Origin of the sequence: Colwellia psychrerythraea (assembly GCF_000764185.1) — a bacterium.
Taxonomy (GTDB): domain Bacteria; phylum Pseudomonadota; class Gammaproteobacteria; order Enterobacterales; family Alteromonadaceae; genus Colwellia; species Colwellia psychrerythraea_B.
Map to the genome: position 1 here is coordinate 101,118 of NZ_JQEC01000011.1, position 17,297 is coordinate 118,414.

Consider the following 17,297-nt stretch of genomic DNA (forward strand, 5'->3'; position numbering starts at 1 on the left):
CATTATTTTAAGTCATTTTTATTTTGTAATAAACTTGCGTATTATTCAAACCGTAGATGAAGGACATCATCTCAACGTTTTATGAAACTCAGGTACAGCGTGTGCTCCCAACCCACACGCTTTATTTTGAAGAGTAAAACCAGCGCGAGAAAAAGTCCTAATAAATCTATCCGTTATTATAAATTTATTATTAGGTCATTAAAAGGACAAACAACATGAAACAAAGCATTAAAAAAACTAACTTACTTGTCGTATTATTCGCCACTACTTTATTTAGTACTGTAGCCACTGCTGCCGTACCCAAAACAGCACTTGTTAAAGCTGAGCCAGTTAATCAAACTCAACTAACAACTGCTGCTCATAGCAATCTTAAATTATCTTTCGCACCAGTAAAAATTAATTACACGCAACAGACCACAGGCTCAGGCCTTGCCATACAGAAGCAAGCGGCAAAGCAAAATCAGGCTGTTACGTTAACTAAAACAAGATTAATGGCTGAATAATTAAATTCAACTACACTGATTGAATCACACGGCGTTAAAGCAACGCTAATAAGGTGACTATCAATCTACATGTCGGTGCCTATTTGCCAGCATGTTACCACATTTCAAAATGCTCGCACATTACTGAAGTAAGATCTTAATAGTTAAGATCGAAAACAAAAAAAGGTGTCCTAACGATAAGTTATGACACCTTTTTTATTTGTTTAAATTATTTATTTAAACAAATGTTTTGAAAGTTAATTAACTTAAAAACCTATGAGTTACATCCAGCTTAAATCATCAAGTAGTAAACAGAAATAACATTACTACTAGCGACTAACACTAGTCGGTAATAAGTGGAGTGAAACCTTTGACTAAATCATCAACGGCTTTCATTTGAGCTAGATAAGGCGCTAATTTATCAAGTGGCAATGCACAAGGCCCATCGCATTTAGCCGAACTAGGATCAGGATGAGCTTCAAGAAACAAGCCAGCGATACCTATTGCCATACCACTACGAGATAACTGGGCAACTTGTGCACGACGACCATCGGCACTATCACTGCGACCGCCTGGCTTTTGCAACGCATGTGTGGCATCAAATATCACCGGGGCGTAATTTTTCATTTCATCCATGGCTAACATATCTACTACAAGGTTGTTATAACCATAACAACTGCCACGTTCACATAAAATAATATTCTCGTTACCAGCTTCACCAAACTTGGTGATGATGTGCTTCATTTCATGGGCGGCAAGAAATTGTGGTTTTTTAACATTTATGACCGCGCCTGTTTTAGCCATTGCCACTACCAAATCAGTTTGTCTGGCTAAAAATGCAGGTAATTGAATTACATCAACAACTTCACTTACGGGCTGTGCTTGGTAAGACTCATGTACATCTGTAATGATAGGTACATTAAAGGTTGATTTAATTTCTTCAAAAATTTTCAAACCTTCATCTAAGCCGGGTCCACGATAAGAGTTTACTGAAGAGCGGTTGGCTTTATCAAATGAGGCTTTAAATACGTAAGGTATACCTAGCTTTTGAGTTACTTCAACGTAGTGCTCGGCAATTTTCATCGCAAGATCACGTGACTCAAGCACATTCATACCACCAAATAGTACGAAAGGTTGCTCATTAGCAACCTCTATGCCTTTAATTGAAACTGATGTAATTGTCATATTCTCTTCCTAAAGGAGTATTTCTAACAAGATAGTGTAATTATATTACCTAAAATGCACTAAAAATAAGTTCAAAGTAATGCATCAGCTTTAAGCTGTATAAATCAAGTTAAAGGAAAAAGTACGGAGTTGATACTTATCAATTAGAAAAGTATCAATGAGTACTTTTGACGCCTAAATTTCTTCATACAGCAACAAGAAGAAGCTTTACTAGCAAATTAACTTCCGATTATACGAAGTAACTGTCCACAAATCCAAGCCATATAGGTACCTAATGCATAACCTAATACCGCAAGCAATACACCAACAGGCGCTAATGAAGGATGGAACGCCGAAGCTATAACAGGTGCAGATGCTGCTCCACCAATATTCGCTTTACTGCCCACGGCTAGGTAGAAGATAGGTGCTTTAATCATTTTACCAACAATAAACAATAAAATAATATGTATTGCCATCCAAATTAAACCAATAACCACATATTTAGGAGCTTCAGCAATTTGCGTGATATCCATATGCAAACCAATAGTGGCAACTAAAATATATAAAAAACTGCTACCCACTTTTGAAGCACCAGCATGTTCAAGCTGTCTTACTCTAGTGAAAGATAAACTTAAACCAATAGTGGTTACTACAACAATAATCCAGAATAATTTACTATGTAGACTGAATTTTTTCAATTCTGGGTAGTTTAGTTGGAAGAATGGTACCAATAAATCAGCTAAAAAGTGTGCAAACCCTGCAGCACCAAAAGCAACAGCAAGAATAAGCATAAAGTCTTTTAACTCTGGCGTTCTTTTATTTTCTCGTTCATTCGCTTCAACTTTAGCGATAAGTTTATCAATACCTGAAGTATCAGCACCACTTTTAGCATCAATAGCCTTATGGTTAGCAGCAATATATAAGAGACCCGCCATCCAGAGGTTTGCCACCACAATATCTACAGTTACCATGATAGTGAAAATTTTGCCATCAGCTTCAAAAATTTCTTTCATCGCCAACATATTCGCGCCACCGCCAATCCAGCTCCCTGCCAATGCAGCCATACCACGCCAAACAGCTTCTGGACCAGTAACACCAATTAACTCAGGCCAAATTGCAGAGACAATTAATAAAGAAATTGGTCCACCAATTACAACACCAATAGTACCGGTTATAAACATAATTAGCGCTTTGCTACCAAGGCCTGCAATAGCTTTAATATCTATACTTAATGTTAATAGTACTAGGCAAGCTGGTAGCAGGAAGTATTTTGCAACTTCATCAACTTGGCTAACTTCGGCGCTAACGATGCCAAAGGTGTTTAATAAGGAAGGTAACAAGTAGCACATTAACAATGCAGGTACGTATTTATAAAATTTTTGGCAAGCAGAGTTTTTACTGGTTGAAGTATAAAACACAAAGCCAAGAATCAGCGCTAAAAGTCCAAGTACTACTGCGTCATTTGTGATGAGTGGCGCAACCGCCACAATATTTTCTTGCATTATATTACCTTTTATCTTTATTTTTATTTTTGATGAACTAAAAATTAATGGAGTACGTTATTGACCACGTCAATTTTTTCAAGTTGGAGTTTCAATATTTTCGCTGCAGGATCTTTTGGGCATTGCTCTACGAAGTAGCGATAATCATCAACCGCTACCTTAAAGCAATCGAGCTGGTGAAGTAAAAAGCCACGTTCTCTACGTTGTAATGGATCATCTGGGTTTAATGAGACGATAATATCAACGCACGTTAGTGCCTTATCAAATACTTGTTCACGAATAAACATATTTTTCAGTGCTGACAAATGCTCTACCAATGCGACATTATCATCAATAGCTTTTAAGTCTTGCTCACCTGGGTCACCTGATAATTCATCTAAGCGTACATCAAGTTCATTCCAGTCTAGTGACTCGCCGGTTACCGCATCAAAAATTATAGCGTACTGTTCATCGCAACATAAACGCACCATAATTTTATTAGGAACAAAGACTAAATCAGTTTCAAAACCACAAGCTGATATAATTTCTTGAACTAAAGCCGCTTTAACAATAGGTGACATAGCACGCTGGTTCAGTGCTTTTGCCACCCTATAAGCAGAAATAGGCCAAGAAGTTTGATACCTGTCGATAAACAAGTGCTGAAAGTACAATTCGTTAAGTAAAGCTTCAGCTTTTTCTAATGGTGATTCAAGTTCACTAATGACAGCAAAACATTGGCTGATAATTGTTTCTAAACTATCAAGAGATGCATCTGCTTTCACATTCACCTCGGCACTATCAGCAAAAACATACTCTTCAAGTAAAACAAGTTTTTGCAGCAAATCTTTATCTACTGACTTTAATTCTGATAAAAACAATTCATTCATAACAGCTTATTAATATAACTCCATTGGTTACTCGAACTTTATATCCTAAAGTTTTTTAGCTTTTAGCTAAAAAACATCGCTTCTCGTGTCATCGCTAAACGCACAATTAACATAACCCAACCCATGGCACCTAAAAAACCAAGAATTTGCATTGGCTTATTACGTGCTAATTTCAAGGTATAATAACCAGTAAAAATATAAGCAAACAAGGCTAGTATTTTTTCAGCTAACCACATATGTTCCATTGGGTTTAAATGCAATTTCACCGCTAATGTAATACCAGCAATAAGTAAAAATGTATCAATAACGTGAGGGCTGATTTTTAACCATTTACGGCCAAGGCTTTTTGATTCAATTAGCGTTAAAATAAAGCGATAAGTAAATAATGCAATACTCAGTACTGCTAGGGTAATATGTAAATGTTTCAATGCTCTTCCTTTATTATAAATATTTCGCTCGTAGTTTAGCGAACTTACGTTATCAAATCGTTTTAAAGTGTAAACCTGAAATATAAATGGACTATTTTTCTAATTTATCCGTATTAATCTAGGCTTTATTGGCCCAAGTTATGCGGTCATGACCATTAAAATCTTTTACTGTTTTCGCGTTAGCATAACCTAAACTGGTTAATAAGTTGCGAACAGCGTCACCTTGTTGGTAGCCATGCTCAAAAAAAAGCGCACCTTGAGGTTTAAGAAAGTTTAGTGCTTGTTGCGCAATGTGTTTAATATCGCCAAGCCCTTGTTCATCAGCTATTAACGCAGATTCTGGCTCAAAACGAACATCACCTTGGCTTAAGTTTTCATCTAAGGCATCGATGTAAGGAGGGTTAGAAACTATCAGGTTAAACTTACGTTGTTCAACAGCGCTAAACCAGTCACTTTGAAAAATATTGACTTGGGTTAGTCGTAAATTTTCAGCATTTTTTTGTGCTAGTTTCACTGCATCAAGACTAAAGTCAATAGCATCAACTTGCCATTTAGGTTGCTCTGAAGCTAATGCGAGTGCTATTGCCCCCGTACCGGTACCGAGATCTAAGCAATGTAATGACTCCACCTCAGCAAACTGTTCTAGCACTAACTCAACCAAAACTTCTGTATCAGGTCGCGGAATAAGTGTTGCCGGCGAAACAAAAAAAGGCAATGACCAAAACTCTTTAATTCCGACTATATAAGCGATAGGCTCACCAAAAACCCGTCTTTTTAATAGGGCTAGGTAGTGCTGTTCATCTTGCTTAACAAGTTCTTTTTCAGGCCAGGTTAGTAAGTAACTACGCTCTTTATTGAGCACAAATGCTAATAGAATTTGTGCATCGAGCTTAGCGCTATCTGAACAGGAAGCTAATTGCTCCTGTCCATGTATTATCCAATTAACTATGGAGGTGTTTTTCTCTGACATCACAGACAAGGTCAAGCTTAGTTTTGTTCAGCTAATTCAGCTAATAAGTCGGCTTGGTTTTCTTGCATCATCGGTTCCATAATCAAGTGTAAACTACCTTCCATGATCTCGTTTAAACGATATAAAGTCAGATTAATGCGATGATCACTCATTCGCCCTTGTGGGAAGTTATAAGTACGAATACGCTCCGAACGATCACCACTGGCAACTAAATTACGACGTGATGATTCTTCTTCACTACGGCGTTTTTCATCTTCAGCTTGTTGAAGGCGAGCTTGCAATACTGACATAGCCTGAGCTCTGTTTTTATGCTGTGAACGCTGTTCTTGACACTCAACCACAACGCCCGAAGGAATATGGGTAATACGGATAGCTGAATCTGTTTTATTAACATGCTGACCACCCGCGCCTGAAGCACGGAAAGTATCAATTTTCAAATCAGCTTTATTAATTTCAATGGCATCTGCTTCAGGAATTTCAGGCATAACCACGACGGTACAAGCTGAGGTATGTACTCTGCCTTGAGATTCTGTTTCTGGTACACGCTGTACACGATGACCACCAGATTCAAATTTCATATGGCCGTAAACGCCTTCGCCATTGATTTTCATGATCAGCTCTTTATAACCACCCTGCTCACTTTCATTGCAATTCATGACTTCAATTTTCCAGCCTTTCTTTTCAGAGTAACGGCTGTACATTCTAAATAAATCTCCAGCAAAAATAGCTGCTTCATCACCACCGGCACCGGCACGAATTTCAACAAAACAGTTGTTATCGTCATTTGGATCGCGTGGTAGTAATAATATTTGTAATTCATCGGCAATGTCTGCAACGGCTTTTTTTGCTTCTTTATATTCTTCCTGTGCCATTTCTCGCATATCAGGATCTTCATCTTTAAGCATCATTTCTGCCGTGGAAAAATCATCTTCAGCATTTTTATAATTATTAAAAACAGAAGTTACTGCATCAAGTTGCTTAAACTCTTGAGATAAAGCACGAAACTTGTCTTGGTTACTAATGATTGCAGGATCGGATAATAAGGCTTGCACTTCTTCGAAACGCTCTACTAGCACTTCAAGTTTTTGATAAACTGATGATTTCATTAAAAATGTTCTTATATTTTAGATGAGAAAAACTAAATTGCCGCTATTCTACCACAGTAATAGCAATTAAATTAATTAAGGTGGCAGAATTCAATCAGAATAAATTTTCTAAAACAAGATGCTTGATTATATGGCAGTTGTCTATCACGATTAAAAAAAATGACATTACCCGGAACTTAAGTAATTATAAAACAATTACTTAGCTAGAGTAATGGGAATATTAACGTGAAGCAACAATATTAAAAATAAGAGTCTTAGGCAGGTAAAAGCAAACCGCTAATCTTGTGAATCAATATTAAAGATATCACGTAAATACAGAAGTTTATCAAGTTCACCGCCTTGGGCAGCAGACTGGAGTGCGCTGGTAGGTGCATGCATGAACTTATTGGTAAGTTTAGTGGCAAATTCAGCTAAGACTGCCTCTGATTTTTTACCATTTTTTAATTGGATTAGTGCTTTTTCAAGTAAAACGTCACGGTTGTCTAAACACTGTTTACGATAATTAATGACGGTATCTTGGGTGTTTAAACCGCGTAACCAGGCCATAAAATTATCAGACTGGCTATTAACAATACTTTCAGCTTGCACAGCAGCCTTACGGCGGTTTTCTATATTTTTAGCAATAATGCCTTGTAAGTCATCAACAGTATATAAAAATACATCTTCAAGTTCTGATACTTGTTCTTCTATATCTCGAGGTACAGCAAGGTCAACCATAAAGATGGGTTGGTGTTTACGTGACGCTAAAGCTTGCTCAACCATACCTTTGCCTATGATAGGTAACGTAGAGCCGGTAGAGCTGATAACAATATCAGCATTACACATATGTTCAGGTATTTGCGCTAAGGTGATGACATCAGCACCTATTTTTTTAGCCATGTTTTCAGCACGCGCTAAAGTTCTGTTAGCTACCGTAATTTTACCAACATTATTTTCATATAAATGTTTGGCAACTAACTCAATAGTTTCACCCGCACCAACAAGCAATACCTTAGTTTTTTCAAGACCGCCAAAAATATGTTTAGCTAAATTTACTGAAGCAAAAGCAACAGATACTGCGCTAGCACCTATTTCTGTTTCTGTACGAACTTGCTTGGCCACGCCAAAAGTGCGTTGAAATAACCTATCCATCACTAATGACATAGAGCCTGCAGCTTTCGCTTGGCTATAGGCTTGTTTCATTTGTCCAAGGATTTGTGGCTCGCCTAAAACAAGGGAGTCTAAACCACAAGCAACGCGCATCATGTGATTAACGGCTTGCTGATCTTTATGCCAATATAGGCTAGGTAAAATGGTTGAGGCTGGTACGTTGTGATAATTTTCTAACCATTGAATAAGGCGTTGCTGAGTCACTTCAAAGTCGCCATCTTGTACTAAATAGAGTTCGGTTCTATTACAGGTAGAAAGTATTGCAACTTCACGGCACTGAACTGCATTAAGCATCTCTTGTAGGGCGATGGAAAGCTTATCTGGATTAAAAGATATTTTTTCTCTTACCGCAACAGGTGCAGTTTTATGATTAATTCCAACAGCAACAATGGACAAAGTAATAAACCTATTTTGTAAACATTTTCGACAAGTGTTTTAAACTTGTATTAACTCGTAGGGCAAGTATAACTCAAGATCCGCTATTAAAATATGATCTGGGATAAAAGACCCTAAAAATAGTACAGCTATTTACAAGTACCAAATAGCTATGTTTCAATAACAATTATCATAGTGTTAACAGCTTACTCCAATGATCAAAATATTTAATACTGCCCTTTCTTCATATCACTTAGTTAGTTTTGCCTTTTTAACCCTGTTACTTTCAGGTTGCAGCACTATGTTAAATAAAACACCGTCGGAGCTAATTAAGCAGTCATCTCAACAAAGAATTGAGCAGTTACAACAATTAAACCGGTGGCAAGTGAAAGGAAAAATAGCTTTTTATGAAGGCAGTAACCGCAGTAGCGCAACATTATCTTGGCGAGTTAACGAAAATAAAGCTCAGCAACAACTTAATTTGACCACCTACTTAGGTATTAATGTTTTACAACTTCACTCGAACGCTAACAATCATAAAATTCAAGTGGATGGGAAAACCTATCATGGTAAAGATCTAGAAGCATTGATTCACTCAATTGCCGGTTTCCCTCTACCAACACAAGCATTATCGTTTTGGCTTAAAGGTATCCCCTATCAAAGTAGTGATGATATTATTTACCAAAAAAACACCGAGCTACCACACTCTTTATCGAGCCTTTATAATAATGAACTATGGCAAGTCAGCTATAGTAATTATCAACAATTTGATGGTTATAACTTAGCCACTAAGTTTTCGATTAAAAAAGAGGGTTTATTAATAAAAATTTCCATTAAAGATTGGATGATTTCTCAGGAAGAGACAACAAACAACCGCGCCACTAACATTATAAAATAAGTAGAATTTTTTAAATGACTTGCACCGTTCCCCCTAACTCTTTTATTAACAAATCGATTGAATTCCCTTCTCCCGCTAAAATTAATTTATTTTTACATATTGTTGGCCGGCGTGATGATGGCTATCACAATTTAGAAACCCTGTTTCAGTTTATTGATTATAGCGACACCTTGACATTAATGGTTACAGAGACCTCCTCAATAGAATTGTTAACGCCTATTGCAGGTGTTAATAATGCAGATAACCTCATTATAAAAGCGGCACAGTTATTAAAAAATAAAAGCAAAACGCCCTTGGGTGTTCGAATATCTATAAACAAAATATTACCCATGGGCGGAGGATTGGGTGGCGGCTCTTCGAATGCAGCGACCATATTAGTTGCCCTAAATACATTATGGCAATGCCAATTATCGTTAAGTGAGCTGGCAACATTAGGCTTGAGTCTCGGTGCTGACGTACCTATTTTTATTCACGGATTTTCAGCTTTTGCCCAAGGTGTAGGTGAGAAGCTCACCGCTATAGAGCCACATGAACCTTGGTATTTAATCACTAAACCTGACTGTAGCATTTCGACCCAGCAAGTTTTTACTGCAGAAGATCTTCCTAGAAATACCTCGAGACTCCCCCCTTCAGCCCTTGAAACTAATGACTTCATCAACGATAACTTCCAAAATGATTGTCAAATATTAGTAATAAAACAGTATCCTGAGGTTGCCAAGCTGCTGGCTTGGTTGGTAGAATACGCCCCCTCAAGAATGACAGGAACTGGTGCGTGTGTTTTTAGCCGTTTTTCTAGTCAACAAGAGGCGCGTTCATTACAAGAAAAACTTCCTCAAGGAATCAGCTCTTTTGTCGCGCAGGGACTTAATAAGTCACCGTTATGTTCTGTAATAGCAAAGCTATCATTGAGCGTATAAATAACAACCAAGATTTGCGAACTTGACTATCACTGCTACTTTTAACGCACTATTTTGTGCAATAAAATGGCTATAGTTAAGTAAGCGTTATACTGCTCGATGATTACTTATCAATCAAAGAGCCTACTATTAATGTCAAATATTTCTGAGGAATCGAAAGTGCCTGACATGAAGATTTTTGCGGGTAATGCCACCCCTGAACTGGCCAAGAAAATTTGTAATCGCCTATATATGCCATTAGGCGATGCTAAAGTCGGTAGTTTTAGTGATGGTGAAATTAGTGTTGAAGTAAATGAAAATGTCCGTGGTGCTGATGTTTTTATTATTCAATCAACCTGTGCTCCAACCAATAATAACTTAATGGAATTAATTGTAATGATAGACGCATTGCGTCGTGCCTCTGCTGGCCGTATCACTGCTGTAATTCCTTATTTTGGTTATGCTCGCCAAGACAGACGTGTACGTAGTGCTCGTGTACCAATTACTGCAAAAGTAGTTGCTGACTTCTTATCAAGTGTTGGTGTTGACCGTGTATTAACGGTTGATTTACACGCAGAGCAAATCCAAGGTTTCTTTGATGTACCTGTTGACAATGCTTTTGGTACACCAATCTTATTAGAAGACATGAAAAGCCGTAAGTTAGACAATCCGGTGATTGTTTCTCCTGATATCGGTGGTGTTGTGCGTGCTCGTGCAGTAGCTAAACTTCTTGATGACGCTGACTTAGCCATTATCGATAAACGTCGCCCGAAAGCGAACGTTGCACAAGTAATGCATATTATTGGTGATGTTGCTGGTCGTGATTGTATTATTGTTGATGATATGATTGATACTGGCGGTACATTAGCAAAAGCGGCTGAAGCATTAAAAGAACATGGCGCAAAACGTGTAATCGCTTATGCAACTCATCCGGTTTTATCTGGTAATGCAGCACAAAACCTTAGAGATTCTGTTATTGATGAAGTAGTAGTAACTGATTCAATTCCACTTTCTGACGAAATCAAAGGGCTTAAAATGGTTCGTCAATTGACCTTAAGCGGCATGCTCAGTGAAGCGATTCGTCGTGTGAGCAATGAAGAGTCTATCTCTGCAATGTTCGATTAATTCCTTAGTAATTATTACTCACCTTGCAAAAAAGCAGCCTTATAACGGCTGCTTTTTTATTGTCACCTCCCATTATACTCCTCCTCACAATTAATCACTTTATTTAATAGCTTTAGCTAGGTCTAAATGTTATTATGCGGCGCCTTTTTTATCTAATAGTCTAGTAGCTTTTTAACTGGCCTATAGTATTGAAATGGTATCTCCTTGTTTTTGGTCGCAAAAAACAAGACTTAATTTTTAAGTTTTTTAACTTATATAACTTTTATACGAGAAGAGTATTAAAATGACTGATTTATTAACATTAGAAGCTGAAGTACGTACTGATTTAGGGAAAGGTGCGAGCCGCCGCCTACGTCACGCGAACAAAGTTCCTGCTATCCTTTACGGTGAAAACCAAGAACCTGTATCTTTAACTTTAGAGCACAAAAACGTTTTCCGTGCTCAACAAGAAGAAGCGTTCTATTCGCAAGTATTAACATTAAACATCGCTGGTAAGTCAGTTGAATGTTTAATTAAAGACATGCAACGTCACCCGTTCAAGCAATTGGTAATGCACTTAGATTTCATGCGCATTGATGCAAACCACGTTGTTCATTCAAACGCAGCTATTCACTTCATCAATGAAGATGAAGCAGCTAAAACTGGTGCGAACATTTCTCACCACATGAACGAAATTGCTATTACTTGTTTACCAAAAGACTTACCTGAGTTTATTACAGTTGACTTAGCTGGTTTAGAACTTGGTCAAACTTTACATTTATCTGATGTTACCTTCCCTGCAGGCGTAACTTCTGACGAATTAGCTAAAGGTGAAGATCACGATTTAGCTGTTGTTTCTGCTAAAGCACCTAAAGCGGCTAAAACAACTGATGAAGACGAAGCTGCTCCAGCAGAAGAAGCTCCAGCTGCTGAATAATAGCTACATTCATTTATAATATTATAGATAATGACTATTAAATTAATTGCGGGGCTGGGTAATCCTGGTCCCGAATATAGCAAAACACGTCACAATGCAGGTGTTTGGTTCGTTGAAGAGCTAGCTCGTTGCCACAACATTTCCCTCCGTCCCGAAAAAAAATACTCTGGCCTTTATGGTAAAGGGATAATTGCGGGAAACCTTGTTCACTTGTTAATTCCAACCACCTTCATGAATTGTAGCGGTCAAGCAGTTGCACCACTGGCTAACTTTTTCAAAATCACTGTTGATGAAATTTTAGTTGCTCATGATGAACTAGATATGCAACCCGGTGTTTGTAAAATTAAAAAAGGTGGCGGACACGGCGGACATAATGGCTTGCGCGATATTATCGCTCGCATGGCTAACAATAAAGATTTCTACCGGTTACGTATTGGCATTGACCATCCAGGTCATCGCGATAAAGTAACGGGTCATGTTTTGGGTAAAGCACCCAAGGCAGAGCAAGAAAAAATTGAACAAGCAATTGACGAAGCCAGTCGATGTTTGGACATATGGCTCAAAGACGACTTAAAAAAAGCACAAAACCGCTTACACTCGTTTAAAGCCGAATAATATAGAAAGTAAATACACGCTAGTATCTAACCTAAGTTCTATTTAAGGGCACAGGTTAACTAATCAATAGGTAAAAAATTATGGGTTTTAAATGTGGTATCGTTGGCTTGCCTAACGTAGGTAAATCAACACTATTCAATGCACTTACTAAAGCAGGTATTGAAGCGGCAAACTTCCCGTTTTGTACTATTGAGCCTAATACTGGCGTAGTACCTGTACCCGATCCTCGCTTAGATAAATTAACAGCTATCGTAAAACCTGAGCGTGTATTAGCAACGACAATGGAATTTGTTGACATTGCAGGTCTTGTTGCGGGCGCATCAAAAGGTGAAGGTTTAGGTAATAAGTTCTTAGCTAATATTCGTGAAACTGATGCCATTGGTCACGTAGTTCGCTGCTTTGATAATGACAATATAATTCATGTTGCTAATAAGATCAGTCCTACTGATGATATCGATGTTATCAACACCGAGTTAGCTTTATCTGATATGGATACCGCAGAACGTGCAATATTCCGTTTAGCCAAAAAAGCTAAAGGTGGTGATAAAGATGCTAAATTTGAAATGCCGGTATTACAAAAAATATTAAAGCATGTTGAAGAGGGCGAAATGATACGCTCTTTAGAATTAACTAAAGAAGAAAAAGCGGCCGTCGACTACCTAAACTTCCTAACAATCAAACCAACCATGTACATTGCCAACGTTAACGATGATGGTTTTGAAAATAATCCTTACCTTGATGAAGTACAAAAAATAGCGGATTCCGAAGGCGCCATCGTTGTTGCTGTTTGTGCTGAAATTGAAAGTGAATTGTCTGAAATGGATGATGAAGACAGGGCTGAATTTATGGCTGATCTTGGCTTAGAAGAGCCAGGACTTAATCGTGTTATCAATGCCGGTTACTCATTACTTCACTTACAAACTTATTTCACCGCGGGTGTTAAAGAAGTACGTGCATGGACTGTTAAGCAAAATGCTACCGCACCACAAGCTGCAGGTGTAATTCATACTGACTTTGAGAAAGGCTTTATCCGCGCTGAAATCGTTGGTTATGATGATTTTATCGAATTCAATGGTGAGTCTGGTGCTAAAGAAGCCGGTAAATGGCGTTTAGAAGGTAAAGACTACCGAGTAAAAGACGGCGACGTAATCCACTTCCGTTTTAATGTATAAACTTATCTTTTAACGTTTTACATCAAAAAATAGGTTTATCGAATGATAAGCCTATTTTTTTGCCTGTTATTCCCTAATGATCCTCAATCTACACACGATAGGTTAGTTTACAGCCACTTAACCTAACAAATATAAGAAAGACTTGTTTTATGGTTTAATTTCAATAATATTCAAGTTGTGACCTCAGACATTTACAAATAATTGCAGATCATCTCGATTTAATTTATCCATTGGAAAATACAAAATTGAAATTGGTCTACACTTTCAGTGTTTGAATAAGGTTTTAATCCAACAATAATAAGGCACTAACATGAAAAAAGTAATACTTATATCAGCAATTATTGCAGCTAGTTTCATCACTGCAGCCCCTGCGCAAGCAGATAACCTGACTTTACGTATCTGCGAATATGTTCAAGCAAATGATAAAAGTCGCTTAAGATCATTTTTAAAGCAAAATAAATTAAAAATTAGAAAGATTTATGATGGCATACAGTGTAATAACGATAACCTACTTATTTTTGCTGCCAAATCTCAGGCACTAGAAGTCGGTGAGTTCATTATTGGCAAATTACCTTCTAAAAAAGTTAAGCTTGAAATTGATAACTTAGCAAAACATTCTGCTCACTTAGCAGAAGAAGCAAGAGACAGATAACTTAGTTTCTTAGTTACATCGTTAAACGCATTACCCTTTTATAAAAGGTAATGCGTTTTTAACGTTTTCTTGCGTAGTTATCCCTCAAATCGAACAAGCAATAGCCAAACAAATAAAAAGTACAACTTTTTCGAAAAAAACGGTTGACGTAAGGCAGGTAGATTAGCATAATACGCCGCACTTGCTACAGAGCAGGTTGGTAAAGGCTACATAGCTCAGTTGGTTAGAGCACATCACTCATAATGATGGGGTCCCAGGTTCGAGTCCCGGTGTAGCCACCATTTTACTTCGGTATTTATACTTAAGTAGAGAGAGTTCAATACTCTTTAAAAATTTGAATGTAATGCGGGTTTGGCGGAATTGGTAGACGCGCTGGATTTAGGTTCCAGTATCGCAAGATGTGAGAGTTCAAGTCTCTTGACCCGCACCATTTCAAAGCAACTTTGTTGCATAAGTAAAAAGTAAGTACATTGCAGGGATATAGCCAAGCGGTAAGGCAGCGGGTTTTGATCCCGTCATTCAGAGGTTCAAATCCTCTTATCCCTGCCACTTTTTATCAATAGTTTCTAATTCTTAATTAGTATCTGATTATAAAAAGTCTGTAATGTAATTACCTCCCTGTAGGGATATAGCCAAGCGGTAAGGCAGCGGGTTTTGATCCCGTCATTCAGAGGTTCAAATCCTCTTATCCCTGCCATTTTTTTTAAAAAAATGGCTAACAGAGTCAAGTCTCTTTAAACCTTGGATGTATGCGGGTTTGGCGGAATTGGTAGACGCGCTGGATTTAGGTTCCAGTATCGCAAGATGTGAGAGTTCAAGTCTCTTGACCCGCACCATTTCAAATATCTAGAAAATCAAAACACTCCCTTTGTTGTCTAAATATTAAGTATTGCTTATATTGGATAATTACTTGTGTTTTAAAGGCTACATAGCTCAGTTGGTTAGAGCACATCACTCATAATGATGGGGTCCCAGGTTCGAGTCCCGGTGTAGCCACCATTTTTACTTCTGTAAAAGTGAATTCAAGTATATCGGACACTCCCAGTTAGCACCTAAAATCCTTCAAGTAATAAACTCAAATCAGTTCCTAGAAAAATTAAAATCGCATCTATATGCTCGACTGAAATGACTCAAGCTAACTAGTATGAAGGTTCAACTCCCCCGAGAAATGAACCAAGTTTTAATTAACTGTAACTCTGTCTATAAACCACAAGCATAAGCCAAGGCTTTATTCTTTATCGTGCTGTTTAGAAAAGGTACTTTATTAACGGCAAGTAATGCTAAATTACGCGCAACCTTAACAACGGGGGATGGATGACTAAAGCCGGCATATAAAGCGTCCATAGTAGACATCATCAACAAGTTTTCTTTGCGTCTCATTTTTTCATAACGCGCTAATACAGCTTCATGATGCCAAACTTCTCCATTACTAATAGCATCAGCAATAACATGCTGTAAGGCAATAACGTCCTTAAAACCTAAGTTTACCCCCTGCCCTGCCATTGGGTTAATTGTATGAGCGGCATCGCCTAATAACAGTACGCGTTTATGCTGATAAGTATTAGCATGCCTTCGTGTTAACGGGAAAGCACCTTTAGCAAGTACTCTGATGTTACCTAACTGTTTAGGAAATATTTTAAGGACTTCTTGCTCAAGCCGCACATTGGATAATGATACTAAACGAGTAATTTCATTGCGCTGATGATACCAAACTAATGATGCATAACCGCCCAAAGAGCTTTTTCCACCTAAGGGTAAAAATGCCACAGGGCCCGTAGGGGAAAATTGTTGCCAAGTGATATCTTGTTGGCACATGGAGGTTTCAACATTAATCAACATAGCAGATTGTTGATAATCCCAGCCAGTCATACCGATAGCTGACATTTGCCTAACTTTTGACTGTGCGCCATCAGCGCCGATAACAAGTTTTGCCGTTATCGAGCCATTTGTCAGTATTAATGTTGCTTTGTCATGGTCTTGCTTTAAAGATATTAAGCTATCAGGACAAAAAGTTGTGATATTGCTCATAACGTTAATTTTCTGCCATAACGCTAGCTGAATAAGTCTATTTTCAACAATATGACCAAGGTTTATTTGTTTAATATCATCGGCATTAAATTCTGTATAAGCACTTTCATGTTCCCACACGCCAAGACGCTTATAAGGACAAACTCGCCAGTCTTTAATTTTCTGCCAAGCACCTACTTGGCTTAATAACTGTTGGGAAGCTAAAGAAACAGCTGATACACGTAAATCAAAGCTTTGCTCAACAGAATAATCTTTTGCCGGGTGCGGTTCAACCAAAGCGACCTGTAAACCAAGTTGCGCTAGGGTAAGTGCACTCGTCGCCCCAACCATACCACCACCAATAACTACACAATCAAAATGTTCCATGCTTTAGAGTTCACAACTATATTGTAATATGCCCTTATTCTACCCATGCATAACACTATTTTCGACTGCTTTAATGTATTAATCTCACAAGTACATCACCTTTACTGCCACCACATGGGTTATCTAGTTGCTTGCTGGCATAAACGGCTCAAGTCACAGAGCATTATGAGCTTTGCAATAAAATAACCAGGGCCCCAATCAAGAAATCGGTTAACGCGTATATCAGTTTGCTGTTTTTGTTTTTTGTAGCTGAAATAGTTGTTGCTTGTTAGCCTTAAAAGCACCTAGTAGTTAAGCCGTGCTCTTTTTGTAAAAAAATATATTAATGCTTTAATTTCAGTAGCAATAGTTATCGACAAACTTACCTGTCTAGCTTGTTGAGTGTCTTGTAAATAATCGATTTTTTGTTTGAAACTAAGCAGTAAAATAATCAACCCAAGTAGGTTGAAATATCGGGGCTAGAACATGGATGTTAACATAAGCTGAAATAAACAATTTTTTTGATATCAAGGTAGTCAGTCAAAGCTTGTTTATGAATTAATTTCAGTTATAGTAAAATGCCAAGGCATTGAGGTTGCAAGGAAATA

General features: G+C 37.8%; 16 protein-coding genes and 6 tRNA genes. 14 read left to right on the top strand and 8 right to left on the bottom strand.

Annotated features, from left to right (window positions below; all coding sequences use genetic code 11):
* Window positions 1–215 precede the first annotated feature (215 nt).
* Window positions 216–503 carry a hypothetical protein gene (locus GAB14E_RS17675; RefSeq protein WP_033081129.1) on the top strand — a complete coding sequence of 96 codons (288 nt, stop codon included), beginning with the start codon at window positions 216–218 and terminating at the stop codon, window positions 501–503.
* Between the two features lie 321 nt (window positions 504–824).
* On the opposite strand, the gene kdsA is transcribed toward GAB14E_RS17675, so the two are convergent.
* The 7 genes from kdsA to hemA all read right to left on the bottom strand — a co-directional run bounded on the left by kdsA (window position 825) and on the right by hemA (window position 8,063).
* On the bottom strand, window positions 825–1,667 hold the full coding sequence (gene kdsA, locus GAB14E_RS17670) for a 3-deoxy-8-phosphooctulonate synthase (RefSeq protein WP_033081130.1): 843 nt from the start codon (window positions 1,665–1,667) through the stop codon (window positions 825–827).
* A gap of 218 nt (window positions 1,668–1,885) precedes the next feature.
* A complete protein-coding gene (locus GAB14E_RS17665; RefSeq protein WP_033081131.1) occupies window positions 1,886–3,148 on the bottom strand; it encodes a DUF819 family protein in 1,263 nt (420 codons plus the stop codon).
* Window positions 3,149–3,192: 44 nt separating this feature from the next.
* Window positions 3,193–4,014, bottom strand: a complete 822-nt coding sequence (locus GAB14E_RS17660; RefSeq protein WP_033081132.1) for a SirB1 family protein — start codon at window positions 4,012–4,014, stop codon at window positions 3,193–3,195.
* Between the two features lie 62 nt (window positions 4,015–4,076).
* Window positions 4,077–4,442, bottom strand: a complete 366-nt coding sequence (locus GAB14E_RS17655) for a SirB2 family protein (RefSeq protein WP_052093490.1) — start codon at window positions 4,440–4,442, stop codon at window positions 4,077–4,079.
* A gap of 118 nt (window positions 4,443–4,560) precedes the next feature.
* Complete coding sequence (gene prmC, locus GAB14E_RS17650; RefSeq protein ID WP_033081134.1) at window positions 4,561–5,412, bottom strand: peptide chain release factor N(5)-glutamine methyltransferase; 852 nt, start codon at window positions 5,410–5,412, stop codon at window positions 4,561–4,563.
* 17 nt (window positions 5,413–5,429) lie between these two features.
* On the bottom strand, window positions 5,430–6,518 hold the full coding sequence (gene prfA, locus GAB14E_RS17645) for a peptide chain release factor 1 (RefSeq protein WP_033081135.1): 1,089 nt from the start codon (window positions 6,516–6,518) through the stop codon (window positions 5,430–5,432).
* A 276-nt stretch (window positions 6,519–6,794) separates the two neighbouring features.
* Entirely contained in the window at window positions 6,795–8,063 is a 1,269-nt protein-coding gene (gene hemA / locus GAB14E_RS17640) for a glutamyl-tRNA reductase (protein ID WP_033081136.1), read from the bottom strand.
* 193 nt (window positions 8,064–8,256) lie between these two features.
* Between hemA and lolB the strand changes: the two genes are divergently transcribed.
* The 13 genes from lolB to GAB14E_RS17575 all read left to right on the top strand — a co-directional run bounded on the left by lolB (window position 8,257) and on the right by GAB14E_RS17575 (window position 15,315).
* Window positions 8,257–8,940 carry a lipoprotein insertase outer membrane protein LolB gene (gene lolB / locus GAB14E_RS17635; RefSeq protein ID WP_033081137.1) on the top strand — a complete coding sequence of 228 codons (684 nt, stop codon included), beginning with the start codon at window positions 8,257–8,259 and terminating at the stop codon, window positions 8,938–8,940.
* A gap of 14 nt (window positions 8,941–8,954) precedes the next feature.
* Window positions 8,955–9,857: a 4-(cytidine 5'-diphospho)-2-C-methyl-D-erythritol kinase gene (gene ispE / locus GAB14E_RS17630; RefSeq protein WP_033081138.1), complete on the top strand. Its 903-nt coding sequence runs from the start codon at window positions 8,955–8,957 to the stop codon at window positions 9,855–9,857.
* A 159-nt stretch (window positions 9,858–10,016) separates the two neighbouring features.
* The gene (locus GAB14E_RS17625) at window positions 10,017–10,961 is read left to right on the top strand and encodes a ribose-phosphate pyrophosphokinase (protein WP_033081395.1); all 945 of its coding nucleotides are present in this window, start codon (window positions 10,017–10,019) and stop codon (window positions 10,959–10,961) included.
* A gap of 283 nt (window positions 10,962–11,244) precedes the next feature.
* Window positions 11,245–11,877, top strand: coding sequence for a 50S ribosomal protein L25/general stress protein Ctc (locus GAB14E_RS17620; protein WP_033081139.1), 633 nt, complete (start codon window positions 11,245–11,247; stop codon window positions 11,875–11,877).
* Between the two features lie 30 nt (window positions 11,878–11,907).
* Entirely contained in the window at window positions 11,908–12,492 is a 585-nt protein-coding gene (gene pth, locus GAB14E_RS17615) for an aminoacyl-tRNA hydrolase (protein ID WP_033081140.1), read from the top strand.
* A gap of 80 nt (window positions 12,493–12,572) precedes the next feature.
* Window positions 12,573–13,664 carry a redox-regulated ATPase YchF gene (gene ychF, locus GAB14E_RS17610; protein ID WP_033081141.1) on the top strand — a complete coding sequence of 364 codons (1,092 nt, stop codon included), beginning with the start codon at window positions 12,573–12,575 and terminating at the stop codon, window positions 13,662–13,664.
* 310 nt (window positions 13,665–13,974) lie between these two features.
* The gene (locus tag GAB14E_RS17605; protein ID WP_033081142.1) at window positions 13,975–14,316 is read left to right on the top strand and encodes a DUF3718 domain-containing protein; all 342 of its coding nucleotides are present in this window, start codon (window positions 13,975–13,977) and stop codon (window positions 14,314–14,316) included.
* Between the two features lie 204 nt (window positions 14,317–14,520).
* Window positions 14,521–14,597: transfer RNA gene (locus GAB14E_RS17600), tRNA-Met, on the top strand.
* A gap of 64 nt (window positions 14,598–14,661) precedes the next feature.
* Window positions 14,662–14,746, top strand: a tRNA-Leu gene (locus tag GAB14E_RS17595).
* Window positions 14,747–14,790: 44 nt separating this feature from the next.
* Window positions 14,791–14,865, top strand: a tRNA-Gln gene (locus GAB14E_RS17590).
* A 73-nt stretch (window positions 14,866–14,938) separates the two neighbouring features.
* Window positions 14,939–15,013: transfer RNA gene (locus GAB14E_RS17585), tRNA-Gln, on the top strand.
* A 54-nt stretch (window positions 15,014–15,067) separates the two neighbouring features.
* Window positions 15,068–15,152: transfer RNA gene (locus GAB14E_RS17580), tRNA-Leu, on the top strand.
* Window positions 15,153–15,238: 86 nt separating this feature from the next.
* Window positions 15,239–15,315 (top strand) — tRNA-Met (locus GAB14E_RS17575).
* A 201-nt stretch (window positions 15,316–15,516) separates the two neighbouring features.
* Here GAB14E_RS17575 and GAB14E_RS17570 read toward each other — a convergent pair.
* Window positions 15,517–16,710, bottom strand: a complete 1,194-nt coding sequence (locus GAB14E_RS17570) for an FAD-dependent oxidoreductase (RefSeq protein WP_033081143.1) — start codon at window positions 16,708–16,710, stop codon at window positions 15,517–15,519.
* Window positions 16,711–17,297: the final 587 nt, after the last annotated feature.

Excerpts from the sequence above, each read along its gene's own strand:
- GAB14E_RS17675 (WP_033081129.1), top strand. The coding sequence starts at position 216 with ATGAAACAAAGCATTAAAAAAACTAACTTACTTGTCGTATTATTCGCC.
- kdsA (WP_033081130.1), bottom strand. The coding sequence starts at position 1,667 with ATGACAATTACATCAGTTTCAATTAAAGGCATAGAGGTTGCTAATGAG.
- GAB14E_RS17665 (WP_033081131.1), bottom strand. The coding sequence starts at position 3,148 with ATGCAAGAAAATATTGTGGCGGTTGCGCCACTCATCACAAATGACGCA.
- GAB14E_RS17660 (WP_033081132.1), bottom strand. The coding sequence starts at position 4,014 with ATGAATGAATTGTTTTTATCAGAATTAAAGTCAGTAGATAAAGATTTG.
- prmC (WP_033081134.1), bottom strand. The coding sequence starts at position 5,412 with ATGTCAGAGAAAAACACCTCCATAGTTAATTGGATAATACATGGACAG.
- prfA (WP_033081135.1), bottom strand. The coding sequence starts at position 6,518 with ATGAAATCATCAGTTTATCAAAAACTTGAAGTGCTAGTAGAGCGTTTC.
- lolB (WP_033081137.1), top strand. The coding sequence starts at position 8,257 with ATGATCAAAATATTTAATACTGCCCTTTCTTCATATCACTTAGTTAGT.
- ispE (WP_033081138.1), top strand. The coding sequence starts at position 8,955 with ATGACTTGCACCGTTCCCCCTAACTCTTTTATTAACAAATCGATTGAA.
- GAB14E_RS17620 (WP_033081139.1), top strand. The coding sequence starts at position 11,245 with ATGACTGATTTATTAACATTAGAAGCTGAAGTACGTACTGATTTAGGG.
- pth (WP_033081140.1), top strand. The coding sequence starts at position 11,908 with ATGACTATTAAATTAATTGCGGGGCTGGGTAATCCTGGTCCCGAATAT.
- ychF (WP_033081141.1), top strand. The coding sequence starts at position 12,573 with ATGGGTTTTAAATGTGGTATCGTTGGCTTGCCTAACGTAGGTAAATCA.
- GAB14E_RS17605 (WP_033081142.1), top strand. The coding sequence starts at position 13,975 with ATGAAAAAAGTAATACTTATATCAGCAATTATTGCAGCTAGTTTCATC.
- GAB14E_RS17570 (WP_033081143.1), bottom strand. The coding sequence starts at position 16,710 with ATGGAACATTTTGATTGTGTAGTTATTGGTGGTGGTATGGTTGGGGCG.